The sequence below is a fragment of the Methylobacterium sp. 88A genome, from assembly GCF_000376345.1.
Lineage (GTDB): Bacteria > Pseudomonadota > Alphaproteobacteria > Rhizobiales > Beijerinckiaceae > Methylobacterium > Methylobacterium bullatum.
In genome coordinates, this window is sequence record NZ_AQVT01000001.1 from 1,851,570 (window position 1) to 1,866,078 (window position 14,509).

The 14,509-nt window shown below is 63.9% G+C and carries 12 protein-coding genes; 8 read left to right on the forward strand and 4 right to left on the reverse strand.

Annotation, left to right across the window (positions count from 1 at the left end):
• A complete protein-coding gene (locus tag A3OM_RS0108790) occupies positions 1–1,389 on the forward strand; it encodes a pentapeptide repeat-containing protein (protein WP_043764562.1) in 1,389 nt (462 codons plus the stop codon).
• Between the two features lie 67 nt (positions 1,390–1,456).
• Complete coding sequence (locus A3OM_RS0108795; protein ID WP_018043376.1) at positions 1,457–4,429, forward strand: response regulator; 2,973 nt, start codon at positions 1,457–1,459, stop codon at positions 4,427–4,429.
• A gap of 18 nt (positions 4,430–4,447) precedes the next feature.
• Here the strand turns inward: A3OM_RS0108795 and A3OM_RS0108800 are convergent, their stop codons facing one another.
• The 3 genes from A3OM_RS0108800 to A3OM_RS0108810 form a co-directional block, all read right to left on the reverse strand.
• On the reverse strand, positions 4,448–4,798 hold the full coding sequence (locus tag A3OM_RS0108800) for a translation initiation factor 2 (protein ID WP_245257774.1): 351 nt from the start codon (positions 4,796–4,798) through the stop codon (positions 4,448–4,450).
• A 257-nt stretch (positions 4,799–5,055) separates the two neighbouring features.
• Entirely contained in the window at positions 5,056–5,385 is a 330-nt protein-coding gene (locus A3OM_RS0108805; RefSeq protein ID WP_018043378.1) for a hypothetical protein, read from the reverse strand.
• A gap of 149 nt (positions 5,386–5,534) precedes the next feature.
• Complete coding sequence (locus tag A3OM_RS0108810; RefSeq protein ID WP_018043379.1) at positions 5,535–5,732, reverse strand: Rmf/CrpP family protein; 198 nt, start codon at positions 5,730–5,732, stop codon at positions 5,535–5,537.
• A 273-nt stretch (positions 5,733–6,005) separates the two neighbouring features.
• On the opposite strand from A3OM_RS0108810, the gene A3OM_RS0108815 reads away from it, so the two are divergent.
• From A3OM_RS0108815 to A3OM_RS0108835, 5 genes are all read left to right on the forward strand, one after another.
• Positions 6,006–6,962, forward strand: coding sequence for a rhamnosyl transferase (locus tag A3OM_RS0108815; protein WP_245257775.1), 957 nt, complete (start codon positions 6,006–6,008; stop codon positions 6,960–6,962).
• A gap of 623 nt (positions 6,963–7,585) precedes the next feature.
• The gene (locus A3OM_RS0108820; RefSeq protein WP_081612647.1) at positions 7,586–8,698 is read left to right on the forward strand and encodes a glycosyltransferase family 4 protein; all 1,113 of its coding nucleotides are present in this window, start codon (positions 7,586–7,588) and stop codon (positions 8,696–8,698) included.
• A 10-nt stretch (positions 8,699–8,708) separates the two neighbouring features.
• A complete protein-coding gene (locus A3OM_RS25170) occupies positions 8,709–9,959 on the forward strand; it encodes a glycosyltransferase family 4 protein (RefSeq protein ID WP_198290815.1) in 1,251 nt (416 codons plus the stop codon).
• The gene (locus A3OM_RS0108830) at positions 9,952–10,926 is read left to right on the forward strand and encodes an NAD-dependent epimerase/dehydratase family protein (RefSeq protein ID WP_018043383.1); all 975 of its coding nucleotides are present in this window, start codon (positions 9,952–9,954) and stop codon (positions 10,924–10,926) included. The genes A3OM_RS25170 and A3OM_RS0108830 overlap by 8 nt, the downstream gene beginning before the upstream one ends.
• Before the next feature lie 43 nt (positions 10,927–10,969).
• On the forward strand, positions 10,970–12,178 hold the full coding sequence (locus tag A3OM_RS0108835; RefSeq protein ID WP_081612649.1) for an FkbM family methyltransferase: 1,209 nt from the start codon (positions 10,970–10,972) through the stop codon (positions 12,176–12,178).
• Between the two features lie 84 nt (positions 12,179–12,262).
• Here the strand turns inward: A3OM_RS0108835 and A3OM_RS0108840 are convergent, their stop codons facing one another.
• Positions 12,263–13,333 (reverse strand): IS630 family transposase, encoded by a 1,071-nt coding sequence (locus A3OM_RS0108840; RefSeq protein WP_026175861.1) that lies wholly within the window; start codon positions 13,331–13,333, stop codon positions 12,263–12,265.
• 146 nt (positions 13,334–13,479) lie between these two features.
• Here A3OM_RS0108840 and A3OM_RS25175 point away from each other — a divergent pair.
• A protein-coding gene (locus A3OM_RS25175; RefSeq protein ID WP_085984216.1) for an IS630 family transposase occupies positions 13,480–14,435 on the forward strand; the annotation gives its coding sequence in 2 pieces (ribosomal slippage) (positions 13,480–13,831 and positions 13,831–14,435; 957 coding nt in all).
• Positions 14,436–14,509 lie beyond the last annotated feature (74 nt).

Below are 14,509 nucleotides of genomic sequence, written 5' to 3' on the forward strand. Positions count from 1 at the left end.
ATGGCCGATCGCGATCCCCCCCCCGCCCACGCCGCCACCGAAGGGCTGCTGGCCCGTATCGCGGAAGTGGACGGGCAACCTTTCCGCGCCGATGACGAGCGCCTCGCCTTGTCCGGCCTCCGGGCCGGGCGCGAGGTTCTGCTGGCGCGCATCCCGCCCGACGAGGCGGCTCCCCCGTGGTGGGACGCCAGGCATCGCGGCCTCGGCCTGTGCCGCGCGCATCTCGACGGAGCCGACCTCGTCGAGGCCGACCTCTCCGGCGCCAACCTGTCCGGCGCCTCCCTGGTCGGAGCGCTGGCCCGCTCCGCCCGTTTCGAAGGCGCCATCCTGGAGGAGGCGAATTTCAGCGAGGCCGATTGCAGCGGCGCGAACTTCACCGGCATCGTCGGCGGCGAGGCGCATTTCTCCGACGCGATGCTGGAGGACGCCGACTTCACGGGCGCGACGATGCGCTTTGCCCGGATGCAGCGCGCCCTCCTCGACGGGGCGACCTTCGCCCGCGCCGATCTCTGGGGGGCCGACTTCACCGGGGCGGATGCCGATTACAGCCGGTTCGACGGCGGCCGCCTCGATGAGGCGAACCTCTCCGACATGAACCTGACCTTCGCCAATTTCGACGGCGCGAGCCTCAAGAAGGCGCGTCTCACCGGCTCGCGCCTGCGCGGCGCCAGCCTCTCCGGCGCCGCCCTCGACGGGGCCGACCTCTCCGGCGCCGATCTGTCCGACACCAACCTCGTGCGCCTCAACCTGATGTCGTGCCGTCTGCGCCATGCGCGATTCTCCGGCGCGCTCCTCACCGGTGTCCGCTTCCGGGTGGACCAGCTCGGCGGCGCGGTGGGTGAGGAGATCGCGGGCGAATACGAGGCCGCGCAGGCGAGCTACCTCGCCATCGAGCACAACATGAAGAGCATCGGCAGCCATGACGAGGCGAGCTGGGCCTACAAGCGCGGCCGTCGCATGGGCCGGCTCCATGCCGGCGCCGAGGCGCGGGCGGCCTGGTCCCGGCGGACCAGGGCACCCAAAACCTGGAAGCCCGTCCTGCAATCGGGCTATCGCTGGGTCGCCGACCGGTTCGTGGAATGGCTGTGCGATTACGGGGAGAGCCTGTCGCGCATCGCCCGCGCCTTCGTGATCCTGATCTTCGTTTTCGGCGCCCTGTTCGGCATCGCCGGCGGGCTGATCCCCGAGGGCGGCAATGGAAGCGCGACGTACAACCCCCTCGACCTCCTCAGTTACAGCGCCCTCAACATGATGACGGCCAACCCTCCCGAGATCGGCGTCAAGCCGGTCGGGCGATTCACCAACCTCCTCGTCGGGATCGAGGGCGCCGCCGGCATCATCCTGATGGGCCTGTTCGGCTTCGTCCTGGGCAACCGGCTGCGACGATAGGCACCCGCCGGAAACGCCGTCCCCGCACACCACCGATCCGTCATCGACATCACCGCGAGCCGCACCGATGGACACCCCGACCTCATCCCGCCGCCTCTGGCGCTGGCGCGGCCCCAAGACCGTTCCCACCGCCCTGCAGGGGATTCCGGGCTCCCCCGTGGCCTTCGGCCTGTTCGCGGTCGCCGTGGTCGCCGGCCTCGCCAATTACGTGTTCGCCGAGCGCAGCCGCACGGAAGCCTCCCGCCAGCACGACATCATCACGCTGAACGAGCGCCTGCTCTCGACCATGAAGGACCTCGAGACGGGCATGCGCGGCTACACCCTGACCGGGTTGCCGAACTACCTCACCCCCTACAAGCGCGCGGTCGACACCCTCGACGGACAGATCGGCGAGCTCGACCGGCTGGAATCGGAATCCGCCGATCCGGGAACCGCCCGGCGTCGGGAGCTGCGGACCCTCATCACGGGTGAGCGCGATTTCGCCCGCCGGGTGGTGGAGGCGCGGGATGCCGGCGGCTTCGACGCGGCCGTGACCCTGGTCCAGACCGGGGAGGGCAAACGGATGATGGACGGCATCCGCGAAGCCACGCGGGTCGGCCAGGACCATGCCCGCGACAGCCTCGCCCGCTCCGAGGCGACGGAATTCTGGCGCGGGCTGATCCTGTCCCTCGTCTGCGCGGCCTCGGGGCTCGCCGCGATGGGACTGCTGGGCCGCATCGCCCTGCTGCGCCGGCGCGACAGCCAGCGCATGACGGCGCTCCTCGATGGGGTTCTGGCCAACGCTCCCGTGGGCCTCGGCTTCCTCGACCAGACCCTGTCGATCCGCCACATGAACCGCGCCCTGGAGACCATGAACGCGCGCGGATTCCAGGCGTCCCTCGGCGGCCCGATCTGGGCAGCGATTCCCGAGCTCGAAGACCTGCTCCGTCCGAAATTCGAGGCGGCGCGCGACAATGGCCTGATCACGCCCGATATCGACGTCGCCGTGCCGACCCCGAGTGCGCCGGGCGGCGTCCGCCATCTCCAGATCAGCGTCTATCCGCTGCCGGGCGCGGCGGGCCTTTCCGACGGGACGGTGGACGGCGTCGGTTTCGTCGTCACCGACGAGACCCTCCGCAAGCTCACCGAGGAGCGCACCCGCCAGAGCGAGCAGCGGTTCCGCTCCCTGACCGAGGCCACGTCCTCCATCGTCTGGGCGACCCCGCCGGACGGCGGCTTCGCCGTCGCCCCGTCCGAATGGACCCGCTTCACCGGCCAGAGCCCGACGGAGGCCGCCGGCCACGGCTTCCTCGCCGCCATCCACCCCGACGACCGCGACAAGACGCAACTCGCATGGGACCACGCGGTCTCGAACGTCACGCTCTACGAGATCGAGCACCGCCTGCGCCGGCACGACGGGGTGTGGCGCCACATGGCCGTGCGCGGCGTCCCCATCCTCGACGAGGCGGGGACGGTCCGCGAATGGGTCGGCGCCCATACCGACATCACAGCGCGCAAGGAGGCCGAGCAGGCCCTGGAGGCCGCCAAGGAATCGGCGGAGGAGGCCAACCGCGCGAAAAGTCAGTTCCTGGCCAATATGAGCCATGAGTTGCGCACGCCGCTCTCGGCGGTGATCGGCTATTCCGAGATGCTGCAGGAGGAGATGGAGGATCTCGGCCAGGAGAGCCTGCTCGCCGACATGCGCAAGATCGAGGCGAATGCCCGCCATCTCCTCGGCCTCATCAACGACGTCCTCGACCTCTCGAAGATCGAGGCCGAGCGCATGGAGATCTACGCCGAGGACTTCCCCGTCGCCGAGATGGTGCGCGAGGTCGCCTCCACCGTGGACGCCCTCATCGGGAAGAAGGGCAACGCCCTCGACCTCGACCTCGCCGAGGATCTCGGGCTCGCCCATACCGACCAGACCAAGCTGCGCCAGTGCCTCATCAACCTCCTGAGCAACGCGGCGAAGTTCACCGAGAACGGGCGGATCACCCTCTCGGCCATGCGCGAGGGTGATGGCGAGGACACCTGGCTGGTCTTCCACGTGGCCGATACCGGCATCGGGATGAGCCCGGAGCAGCAGGCCAAGCTGTTCGAGCGCTTCACCCAGGCCGATGCCTCGACCACGCGCCGGTTCGGCGGCACCGGCCTCGGCCTCGCCATCACCCGCGCCTTCTCCACCATGCTCGGCGGGCAGATCGACGTGGCGAGCCGCGAAGGGGAGGGCACCACCTTCACGATCCGGATTCCCGCCCGCTACGTCGAGGTGCAGCCCGCCTCCGCGATCGCCCATGACGGACCCGCGACGGCGCCCTCCGCCACCGCCAAGGGGGATCAGGTCCTCATCATCGACGACGATCCCGCGACCCGCGATCTCCTCACCCGCTACCTCGAGAAGGACGGCTTTCGCGTGGCCAGCGCGGCGGACGGGCGCGAGGGCCTGGAGCGCGCCCGCGCCCTGCGCCCGCGGGTGATCCTCCTCGACGTGACCATGCCGCGCATGGACGGATGGTCGGTTCTACGGGCGCTGCGCGCCGATCCCGAACTCGGGGCGACGCCGGTGATCATGGTCACGGTGCTCGACGAGCAGAGCCTCGCCTTCTCGCTGGGCGCCACCGACTACCTGCACAAGCCCATCGAATGGGGGCACCTGAAGGAAGCGATGGAGCGTTTCCGGGCCACGGGCTCCGACGGCCCGGTCCTCGTGGTGGACGACGATGCCGACGTGCGCGAGCGGATGACGGCGATGCTCACCCGCGAGGGCTGGCGCGTGACCTCCGCCGAGCACGGCCGGGCCGGGCTGGAGGCGGTGGCGGTGAAGAAGCCCTGCCTCATCCTCCTCGACCTGATGATGCCGGAGATGGACGGGTTCGGCTTCCTCCGCGTCCTGCGGGCGAAACCCGAATGGCGCGACATCCCCGTGGTGGTGCTCACCGCCAAGGACGTCACCGCCGACGACCGCCGGCGTTTGGCCGGTCAGGCCGACCGGGTGCTGCAGAAGGGACAGCTCAGCCTGTCCGACCTCGCCGACGCCCTCCGCTCCCTGGTCACGTCGTAGGCGGACGGTGCTGCGCCCTCACACGCCGGGCCTGCCACGGCGCCTGCGCTCGCGCTGGGCACTGGGCAGGCTGTCCGGCACCAGGGTGGCCACGACCGGGTTGGGGAAATGGTCGAACGCCGCGCCCGTGGCGGCATCGACGCCAATGCCGATGATGCCGCCGGCAATGACGTTGCCCGCCATACCGGCGGCCCCGGTTCCCACGACTTTGGTGCGCACGGGAATGGTCTCGGGCCGGAAGCCGGGCTTGGCGAAGGTGACGTCGAACTCGTCGGAACGGTCGACATCGAGCGAGCAGGGCGTGGCCGGGCAGGCATAACCTTTGGTGCTGGTCATCATGGCGCCGGCGGGCTCGGTCTGGAACGCCATCTTCTCGGAGGTTCCGCGCGTGATGCTGCCGCACGCTCCCAATCCGAGCAAACCGACACCCACCGCGGCCATTGCCGCAGCCCTAACAATCCGACCCACCATGACGTCCCCCATGCGCCGCATTCTCAGTCGGCGAAAGGTTGTCGCGCGACGGGTCTCGTCCCGCAAGAGTAGTAGCGCGTCCCTTTATTCCCGATACACAGGCATCCGTCGGTAGTTCGAGGCGTGCCTGCCAACGGTGAGATCCCCGCGTCGGTTCAGATCGTCTCGTAGGCAAAAAGAAGCGTGATCGTGGACAGGCCGAGGAGGCCGATGACGAAGCAGATGTCGGCGACACGCTCCAGCCGAAGGGCGAGGGGACGGTCGTCGTCGAGACGCATGGAGAGATACGAAGCCGCCGCACTGACGAGGAACAGGATCGCCGTGAGGGACACGGCCTCGTCCACGTGGCTCGGGCCGATCTGAGCCTCGGCGATCTTCACCAACCCGACGAGCGTCGTGCAGACCCCGATCATCGTTCCCGCCGCGGGCAGGATGTGCTGGGACAGGGCTCGGGCGCCGCCGCCCTTCGGGCTTCGTCCGTTCATGGATGGCTCCGGCGCTTGGAAAAGTTCAGGCCGGATCGACTATCGCATGACGGACACCAAGTCTTCGAGACCTCTTCCCGCGTGAATCAGGGCACGGCGATGGTAAAGAGGAACCGCCGGCCGGGTGTTCCCGGCCGGACGGCATGCGGTCAGGTCGCCTTTTGCGGATCGACGGTTCCGGTGTCCGTCGCGCTGTCGTCGCCGGCGGCCTCATCGAAAGCCTGTATCCAGGCGGCGTGATCGTCGCTGCCTTCGGAATAGGGACAGCTGTCGCGTGTCTTGCCGTAGAGGCGGGCGTTCCGCCCCTTGATGAAGGGGCTGTCGCTCGCGGTGGCGCCGTCGCTCATGGTTCGTCTCCCATCCCGACCGTTTCTGGAACCGGGGAAACGCGACAGCGGGGAGGAGGATCGATTCCACCCTCGCCCTGCGACGAAAAACCCGCCGCGGCATGAGCCGGGCGGGTGAAGGTGGAGTCTCTAAGCCAGATGAGAACGGGCTCGGGCGCCGCGGGTTCCCTCCTCCGCCGCAAGAGGATGGTTTCCGCCACATGACCTCTGCGGCTTGCGTAGGCCTCATCAGAATGGCAGTCCCGCCGACATATGCCGCAACAGGAAGCCGCCTTGTCCGCGCAACCGCAGACGATCGCCGGGATCGTCATCTATCATCCCGACGAGGCGAACCTCCTTCGCCTCGTCGGCGCGCTGGCGCCCGACGTGCGGGAGATCGTGATCTACGCCAATTCCGCCGTCTCCTCGCAGGAGGAGGACCGCCTGCGCGCGGCGGCGCAGGGCACCGACCTCTCCGTGATACGACCCGGCGGCAATCTCGGCCTCGGGGTCGCCTATAACGCGCTCTTGGACCATACCCACCGTCAGGGCGGTGCCTTCCTGTTTCTCCTCGATCAGGACAGCCTGCCTTCCGCGGGCACAATCCCACGCCTCGCCACGATCCACGGGCGCCTGTGCGCGGCAGGCGAGCGCCCCGCCATCGTCGGCCCGCGACCGACGGATTGGTCCGGCAAGCCCCTGAGGGCGCCCCCGGGGGAGGCGAGCGACAGGGACGAGGCGCATGTCACGCGCGTGCAGTTCGTCATCTCCTCGGGCTCCCTCGTGGATTGCGAAGCGGCGCGGATGATCGGCCCCTTCCGCGCGGATTTCTTCATCGACGCCATCGACATCGAGTGGTGCATGCGCGCCAATTACCGCGGCTACTCGATCTGGATGGCGGACGATGTCCTGATGGCCCATGAACTCGGGCGCGGCCTGATCCGGCTGCTCTTCGGCCTGTTTCCCACCGACCAGCCGCCGCGGCGGCTCTACACCTTCCTGCGCAACCAGCTGGCTATGCTGCGAATGGGCCACGTTCCGCTTGCTCACAAGGCGAAGACCCTGCTCGCGCTTCCCCTGCGCATCGCCGTGTATCTCGCGCACAACCGCTTCTCGCGGGACATCCGGAGCGCGCTCTGGCACGGCGTAATCGACGGCGCCCGCGCCAAGCTCGGACCGCCGGAGACCGCGCTTAAGGGACTGGAGCGCCGACGGCGCCATGAGGCGGAGGCGGTCGAAAGGTCCGAGTGAGGCTGGCCACTCTCGCATGCGCAACTGCAAGCAACGGCTTTCCGGCGCCTCGCCGCGTTCCTCCCCGGATGGGAGCGGAGGCGGGTCAGCGAATGCATCCTTTCCTGCAGGAAGCCTCCTCATCTTCGGCTGCCGTCGGCACAATGCACCACCTACATCTCCAATGGGCGCCCTTCGCGCCAGGATTGACCGGTGCGGGTCGCAGCCGCATACCGTCCACCGCCCTGCCACCGATCCCACGGTTAGATGGCACGGTTGTCACGACCGAGTGGCAAGACGCACCATGGGCCAAGGTTTTGGGCTGCAGTCTCACTGGCAGCGCCCGCATGAAGCGCGCGTTCGAGGTAGCAGTCAAAGATCGGTGTCACGGCCGGTCCTGATGGCCCCGCAGGCTCACAACTTCATATTATGGCAGCAGCGATTCTGGAAGGGTCCAGCTTGACCCATCACTACCCACGGGCTAAGCCTCGGCAACTGAAAATCGTTCCACGACCAAACTAGCAGAATAACCCACCTATCCAATCTTTATAAGAGGTAAATTTTGATTTTATAGGCTTCCAGCTGGACGGCTTTTACGGGCTTAATCGATTGATCTCTGCTGAATATGTAATCTTGTGAGCGCAATGCTAACCAAACAAAAGCTCCGCATTGCTCACTTAAACCCCGCCTATTTTTCTCCAAATTCATATGTTGGCGGCGGGGAGCGTTACGTAGACTACATTATGCAGTCACTGCAGTCTGCGGGCGGATTCGACCAAGTCCTTTTTTCCATGGGCAAGGACGATCAGTTTTTTCTACGAGACGGCATACCGATCCGTGTGCTGCGCAATGAATCGTCGCATCCTGGCATGACCAACGCGTTCTCCGGCGCTTTGTGGCGCGAGCTCGCCGGGTTCGATCTGGTTCATATCCATCAATGCCTCACCTTGTTTGGCGCTTACAGCACGGCCATCGTTCGCTCATTAGGGATCCCCACCATCGGCACGGACCTCGGCGGCGGCGAGGATAGGCAGATGCTCCGCGGACGCTGCATCGAACTGCTCGATGGCGTCGTTTCGATCTCGCAGTACGCCCATAATTTGCTGGGGTCCTACTTCACGGGCCCCCATGAGATTCTGATCGGGCCTGTCGATACCGATCGTTTCCAATCCGGCCCGGCCAAGACGGGCCGCAACACACGCAATCTCATTTGCGTCAGCCGAATCTTGCCGCACAAAGGTATCGATCGGGTCGTCGCCGCGTTGCCCGACGCCCTTTCGCTGACGATCGTAGGCCGCGCCTATCATCAGCCATACTATGAATTACTTTGTAAAATGGCTGAAGGAAAGAATGTTCGCTTCATCCTTGATGCCGATGACGATGCATTGCTGGATCTGTACGATGCCAGCGGCGTGTTTGTGCAAGCCTCGACTGCGCGCGATATCTATGGAAACGAGATCGCGAAGCCGGAGTTGATGGGCCTAACTACCCTGGAAGCGATGTCGTTTGGTCTCCCGGTGCTGGTGTCCGATGCTGGATCGCTTCCAGAACTTGTGCCGGATCCACGATTCGGACGTGTGTTTGCCAACCAGGAGGACCTCGCTTCCATTTTGCAGGCAATTGCAGCGGGATCCTGGCCCGGCCCCAATGCAGGCGAACTCGCACGTGCCCATGTGCTAGAAAACCATGGCTTCGATACAATCGGGCACAGGCTATCTAAGTTCTACAAGCGCATCATCGCTGAGAAGAAAAACTAGAGGAACGGTCTTGCGCATTCTGTTTCTGACTAACCTCTATCCGCCGGTCGTTCTTGGCGGCTACGAGATTTCTTGCGCCCAAGCAGCAGAGGCATTGCAGAAACGCGGCCACGACGTTCGAGTTCTGACAACCTGGTCCCACCTGCCTGAAAAAACGCAGACGGCGGGCTGGGTTCACCGACGCCTAGACTTGCATTGGTACATCCCTCATACATCAAACTCAACTTACGAAGCGCGAGATCTCCATAACGCCGTCTGTTCCTCGTATGCCAATACATTGCAATTATTGGATGCGGTAACAGATTTTCGGCCCGACATCGTCTCGGTCTGGAATATAATAGGAATTGGCGGCCTCGCAATGCTCGATCTTCTAAACTATCTTGATGTCCCATGGGCGATTTGGCTTGGCGACCGGATCCCGGTCGATATCGCTACGAATGTTCCTGAAGACGTCAGGGGTCTGTTCAATGGCCAGGGCAGCAACATTTACGAAAAAGCACTCGTCCAGTCCGTCAGCCAAAATCTCCTCAATGAAATTGAAACATTGTCGGGCATTACTTTTTCGCAGGGCGTAGATATTGTGGCCGGCTGGGCGGATCTATCGAGTTCGGTCCCTCATGGGACTTACCTCCGCGAAGGAAAAGCGCGATTCGTGGCAGCGAGTTCCATTGGGCCGAACAAAGGTACCGACCTGATCCTTGAAGCCAGCGCTCGATTGCACGATGCCGGCGTAGACTTCTCGGTCGATCTCTTCGGCGAAGGTGATATACCGCATTATATTGACAAGGTGAAAAGGCTGCATCTGCAAGACCGTGTTCGCTTCCGCGGTCAGTTGCCGTACGCCGACTTGCTAAGAAGTTACGCGGACTATGACGCGTTTTTATGCCCAACCTGGGAGCGAGATCCCTTTCCCTTCGCGCCTCTATGTGCCTCTGGCTGTGGCGCACCGCCCATCATCACGCGCAATTGCGGAACGAGTGAACGGCTGGTGGACGGCGTCCACTGCATCAAGATCGAGCGTACCGTCGACGATCTGGCCAAAGCCATGTCGGATGTCGCGGCCGGCCACATCGACCTCGCCAAGATGGGACGTGCCGGCCGCCGTCTGGTCATGAGCGACCTGTCGTTTGATCGTCATCTGGACAAGCTGGAAAGCGCCTTTAAGGATCATATGCGCCCATGGAACCTGCAGAATGATCCGAAGCTTCCTCTGCTTCTGTTTCTCAAGCACAATCTATCGGTGAGGTTGCGCTTTGGCTGAGGTTGGCGAGCCGACCGAGCAGCGGCATCATCTGATTTTGGGCGGCGACGGATTCATCGGCCGCCACGTGGCGATTCTTCTGGCCCGGCGCGGGCAGCGGGTGACCATCGCCAACCGTTCGCTTCCGAGCTTCGAGTTTCCACCCGACATCGCCGGTCGCATCGCTAAAGTACGGTTCGAGCTGGCATCCGCGGATTGGGATAGTCTGGTGGAGGACGTGGATGTCGTTCACTACTATGCGTGGAGTTCGATACCGGCCAGTGCCAATGCTAATCCGGTTGGCGACCTTCTAATGAACGTTTCCGCCACGATAGGGCTGCTGGATGCTCTGAGGCGCCGGGGCGGCGGTCGTGTCGTGTTTACCTCGTCTGGAGGGACCGTCTACGGAAAAGTCTTGAACACGCCCATCATGGAGGACACTGTACTCAGACCGATCACCGCCTACGGCGCGGGCAAAGTCTCTGCCGAGATCTATCTGAGCCTGTATCGCGCCATGCATGATCTGGATTGCAGGATCGCCCGGATCGCCAATCCTTATGGCGCTGGGCAGAACGTTGAACGTGGGCTTGGAGCGATCACGACCTTCCTGCATCGTGCGTTGGATGGGGAAGAGATCGTAATCTGGGGCGACGGTCGGGTCGTGCGGGACTTCATCCACATTGCAGATCTGGCATCCTGCTTGGCAGAACTCGCCTGCGTGCCTCGATCCGATGATTTCGTATTCAATATCGGTACGGGGAGTAGCGCGAGCCTCAATGACGCGATTGAGACGATCGAGCGTGTCTTAGGTCATCCCGTCGCAGTGATGCGCACGCCCTCACGTTCGATCGATGTGCCGATTAATGTGCTGTGCATCGAACGCGTCAGGCGTGTTCTCGATTGGTCACCGCGCGTCTCGCTGGCCACGGGCATCGAGAATACCATCGCGGACTTGAAGACCGGCCGTTCGTTTTCGAGCTTGATCTGATTGGCAGGCATGACGCTCTTCAAAAGTCAACTGGGGAATTGAGATGGATCTTGGCAACCTTGCGCAATTTGGTCGATCTAGATCGGCCACAGGGTGGGCGACCAATCCACTGCGCCGTATCGTGTGGTGGCTCATCGCCCCCTATTTCCGCGGTGCCGCGACACGGATCAACGCTGAGATCAACGCCAAATTCGATGCGCTTGTCGCCGCCAATGCTCTCGATGCGTCGGCCGGTGCGGGCAGCAGCGCAGCCGCCGCCGAATTCGGGAAGACCTGGCAGGAGCGGCTAGCCGCAACAGTAGCGTCTCAGATGGGTGGCTTACGAAAGGATTCCTACGCGATCGCCCAGCGCCTCGCAGGCCTTGAGGAGGAACGCGGCACCCTCACCGAACGCATGTCATCCCTGATGAGGGAATTCTATTCAGCGACGGACGGCTTTGATCGGCGTCACGGACAGCTCGAACAGGCAATCCGTGATGTGCAGGCACAGGTGGCATCGCACCCCGATGACAAGGGTTTGATCGTCGCAAAGAGCTCTTCCGGAGATCGTCTTTTAGTGCGCCAGCACGATCATATCGGACGGCGGATTATAGATGGAGAAGAGTGGGAGCCTCATGTCCGTAAGGCTATTGAGGCAGCCGCAAAGCTAGACGGGATCGCTGTGGATGCCGGTGCCTATATTGGAATCCATACAATAACGATGTCGCGTTGCTTCTCAGCGGTGCATGCCTTTGAGCCGCAGAAAGGCATCTTTCAAGTTCTATGCGGCAATCTGGCCCTCAATGAACGGTTGAACGTCACGACCCATAATGTTGCACTCTATGATCGCAGTTCTGCGATGCGGTTGGCGCCACAGGACCACCAGGAGGTCGAGGTTTCGATCCGAGACGGCCATCCCAGATACGATAGAGTTGAGAACGCCGCTGCCTTGTCATTCGAAATCGCGGCCCCTGGCGAGAAGCAGATCGATGCGATCGCGCTGGACGCTCTTGAGCTTGATAATGTCAGGCTGATTAAAGTCGATACACAGGGCTCAGATCTTAATGTATTAAAAGGCGCGAAGCAGACAATAGCACGGTGTCGCCCCATTATTCTATTTGAGTGGGAGCGGGATCTTGCCGCTCTTCATGGATCAAAAATCGAGGATTTACACGCATTATTCGATAATCTTGATTATGAGGTAGAAGTTCTGCACATAACAGCGCCAGACCGGCAGCTTGACTATATCGCGAGGCCTCGGCCCGTTGCGTGAAGTCCCGATGCTTTGTCACAATGACGGCACTACAATCGGGATACGCGCTCCGGCCGACATACCTCAGGAAGCTAGTGCACTGACTCAGACGGATGGTTCAGTGGCACGATTGAGGGCGTTGAAGATTGCTGCTGCGGGTTTGGTCCAGACGAAGGGGCGGGCGCTGCTGTTGTGCTCGGCGATGTAGCGTTTGATGGCAGCCTGAAGATCGACGACACCGGTGAAGGTGCCCCGTTGCAGGCGGCGGCGCGTGAGCGTGGAAAAGAAGCCTTCGACCGCATTGAGCCATGAGGCCGAGGTCGGGGTGAAGTGGAAGGTCCAGCGCGGATGGCGGGCGAGCCAGGCGCGCACCTTCGGGTGCTTGTGGCTTCCGTAGTTGTCGAGCACCACGTGGATCACCTTGCCCGCAGGGACCGCGGCCTCGACGGCGTTGAGGAAACGGATGAACTCACCGTGGCGATGGCGCTGCATGCAGCGGCCGAGCACCGTGCCGTGCAGGACGTCAAGGGCGGCAAACAGCGTCGTGGTGCCGTGGCGGGTATAGTCGTGCGTCTGCGAGGCCGGATGCCCGGGTCCGAGGGGCCGGTCGGGGCGCGTGCGCTCCAGGGCCTGGATCTGGCTCTTCTCGTCGATGGACAGCACGACGGCATGGGCGGGCGGGTCCATGTAGAGACCCACCACATCCTCGACCTTTGCAGCGAAGGCGGGGTCGTGCGAACGCTTGAACGTGCGCACCCGGTGCGGCTGCAGGCGGTGCGCTTCCCAGATCCGTTGCACGGCGCGCAAGGAGATCCCGACGCGCTTGGCCAGGGCGCGCCCGGTCCAGTGGGTGACCTCGTCCGGCGGCTCCGAACAGGTCAGTGCGAGCACCTCCGCCACCGTCCGCGTGGAATGCGGCGGCGTGCCGGGTGGGCGGGTCTTGTCGCGTAGCAGGCCCTCGACGCCCTCCTCGGCAAAGCGCTGCTGCCAGCGCCAGACCGCGGGCCGACTGACGCCGGCTTGCCGAGCCACCTCTTGCACGGTCAGGCGCTTGCCTGAAAGCAGGACGATCCGGGCGCGCAGGATGTGCTTGAGGGGACGGGAGCGGTCACCCGCGATCCCGGCCAACTGGGACATCGTGGCGTCATCGAGGAGTACACAGACAGTCTGAGCCATGGCCCAGACTCGCACGCTTCACGACCCGCGTGAATCATCAGTCCGCGTCACTGCACTAGAGCCGTGCCCTGGCGGTTTGAATCGTTGGGGGTAGGCGATTTGGACCGGTTGTGATTCACTGGACAGGCTTATGAGGGAGGATCACCATGCCTTCAGCTCTATCGGTCGATCTGCGCGAGCGTGTGGTCGCCGCGATTGAAGCGGGCACATCGCGGCGTCAGGCAGCCAAACGCTTCGGTGTCGGAGCGGCCAGCGCGATCCGCTGGCACGACTGCTTTCGGCAAGAAGGGCGGATCGCGCCCAAGCCCATGGGCGGCGACCGCAACTCGCAGCGCCTGGAAGCGCAGGCCGCCCTGATCCTTCGGGCCAACGAAGAACACCCGCAATCCTTCCTGCGCGAGCTCCGTGACGTTCTCTCGGAACGCGGTGTCCAAGCGAGCACGAGCAGCCTGTCACGCTTCTTCGCCCGGCACCGCATCACCCGTAAAAAGGGGCTGTCCACGCGGCCGAGCAGGAGCGGCCGGATGTGAAGGCCGCACACGAGGACTGGTTCGAGCGCCAACCCGACCTCGATCCGGATCGCCTGGTCTTCCTCGACGAGACGGCCGCCACGACGAAGATGGCCCGCCGCTATGGTCGTGCTCCCCGCGGCGAACGCTGTCGGATCGCCGTGCCGCATGGGCATTACAAGACCACCACCATCACCGCCGCCCTGCGGGCCACGGGACTGATCGCCAGGAGCGTCTTCGATGGAGCAACCAATGGCATGCGCTTCCGTGCCTACGTCACCGACACCCTGGCTCCTGTGCTCAGGGCCGGCGACACCGTCATCCTCGACAATCTGAACGCCCACANGGTCGCCGGGGTGCGCGAAGCCATCGAGGCGGTCGGTGCACGGGTGCTCTACCTCCCGCCCTACTCACCCGATTTCAATCCCATCGAGCAAGTCTTTGCCAAGGTCAAAGCCCTCCTTCGGACCGCCGCAGCGCGAACCGCCGACGACCTGACCATCGCCATTCGAGAGGCTTTCTCCGCCTTCCGGCCGAACGAGTGCCGCAACTATCTCACCGCCGCTGGATACGATGCCTATGATCCAAGCTGAGCGGGCACGGCTCTAACCGGCGCGGGTAGTCGACGCCTCGCACCCAGATTGCCGCGTCAACCCGCAGGTTCGAC

Bases quoted from the DNA above. Each gene is read 5' to 3' on its own strand.
- A3OM_RS0108790 (WP_043764562.1), top strand. From the start codon at position 1: ATGGCCGATCGCGATCCCCCCCCCGCCCACGCCGCCACCGAAGGGCTG.
- A3OM_RS0108795 (WP_018043376.1), top strand. From the start codon at position 1,457: ATGGACACCCCGACCTCATCCCGCCGCCTCTGGCGCTGGCGCGGCCCC.
- A3OM_RS0108800 (WP_245257774.1), bottom strand. From the start codon at position 4,798: ATGGCGTTCCAGACCGAGCCCGCCGGCGCCATGATGACCAGCACCAAA.
- A3OM_RS0108805 (WP_018043378.1), bottom strand. From the start codon at position 5,385: ATGAACGGACGAAGCCCGAAGGGCGGCGGCGCCCGAGCCCTGTCCCAG.
- A3OM_RS0108810 (WP_018043379.1), bottom strand. From the start codon at position 5,732: ATGAGCGACGGCGCCACCGCGAGCGACAGCCCCTTCATCAAGGGGCGG.
- A3OM_RS0108820 (WP_081612647.1), top strand. From the start codon at position 7,586: ATGCTAACCAAACAAAAGCTCCGCATTGCTCACTTAAACCCCGCCTAT.
- A3OM_RS0108835 (WP_081612649.1), top strand. From the start codon at position 10,970: ATGGATCTTGGCAACCTTGCGCAATTTGGTCGATCTAGATCGGCCACA.
- A3OM_RS0108840 (WP_026175861.1), bottom strand. From the start codon at position 13,333: ATGGCTCAGACTGTCTGTGTACTCCTCGATGACGCCACGATGTCCCAG.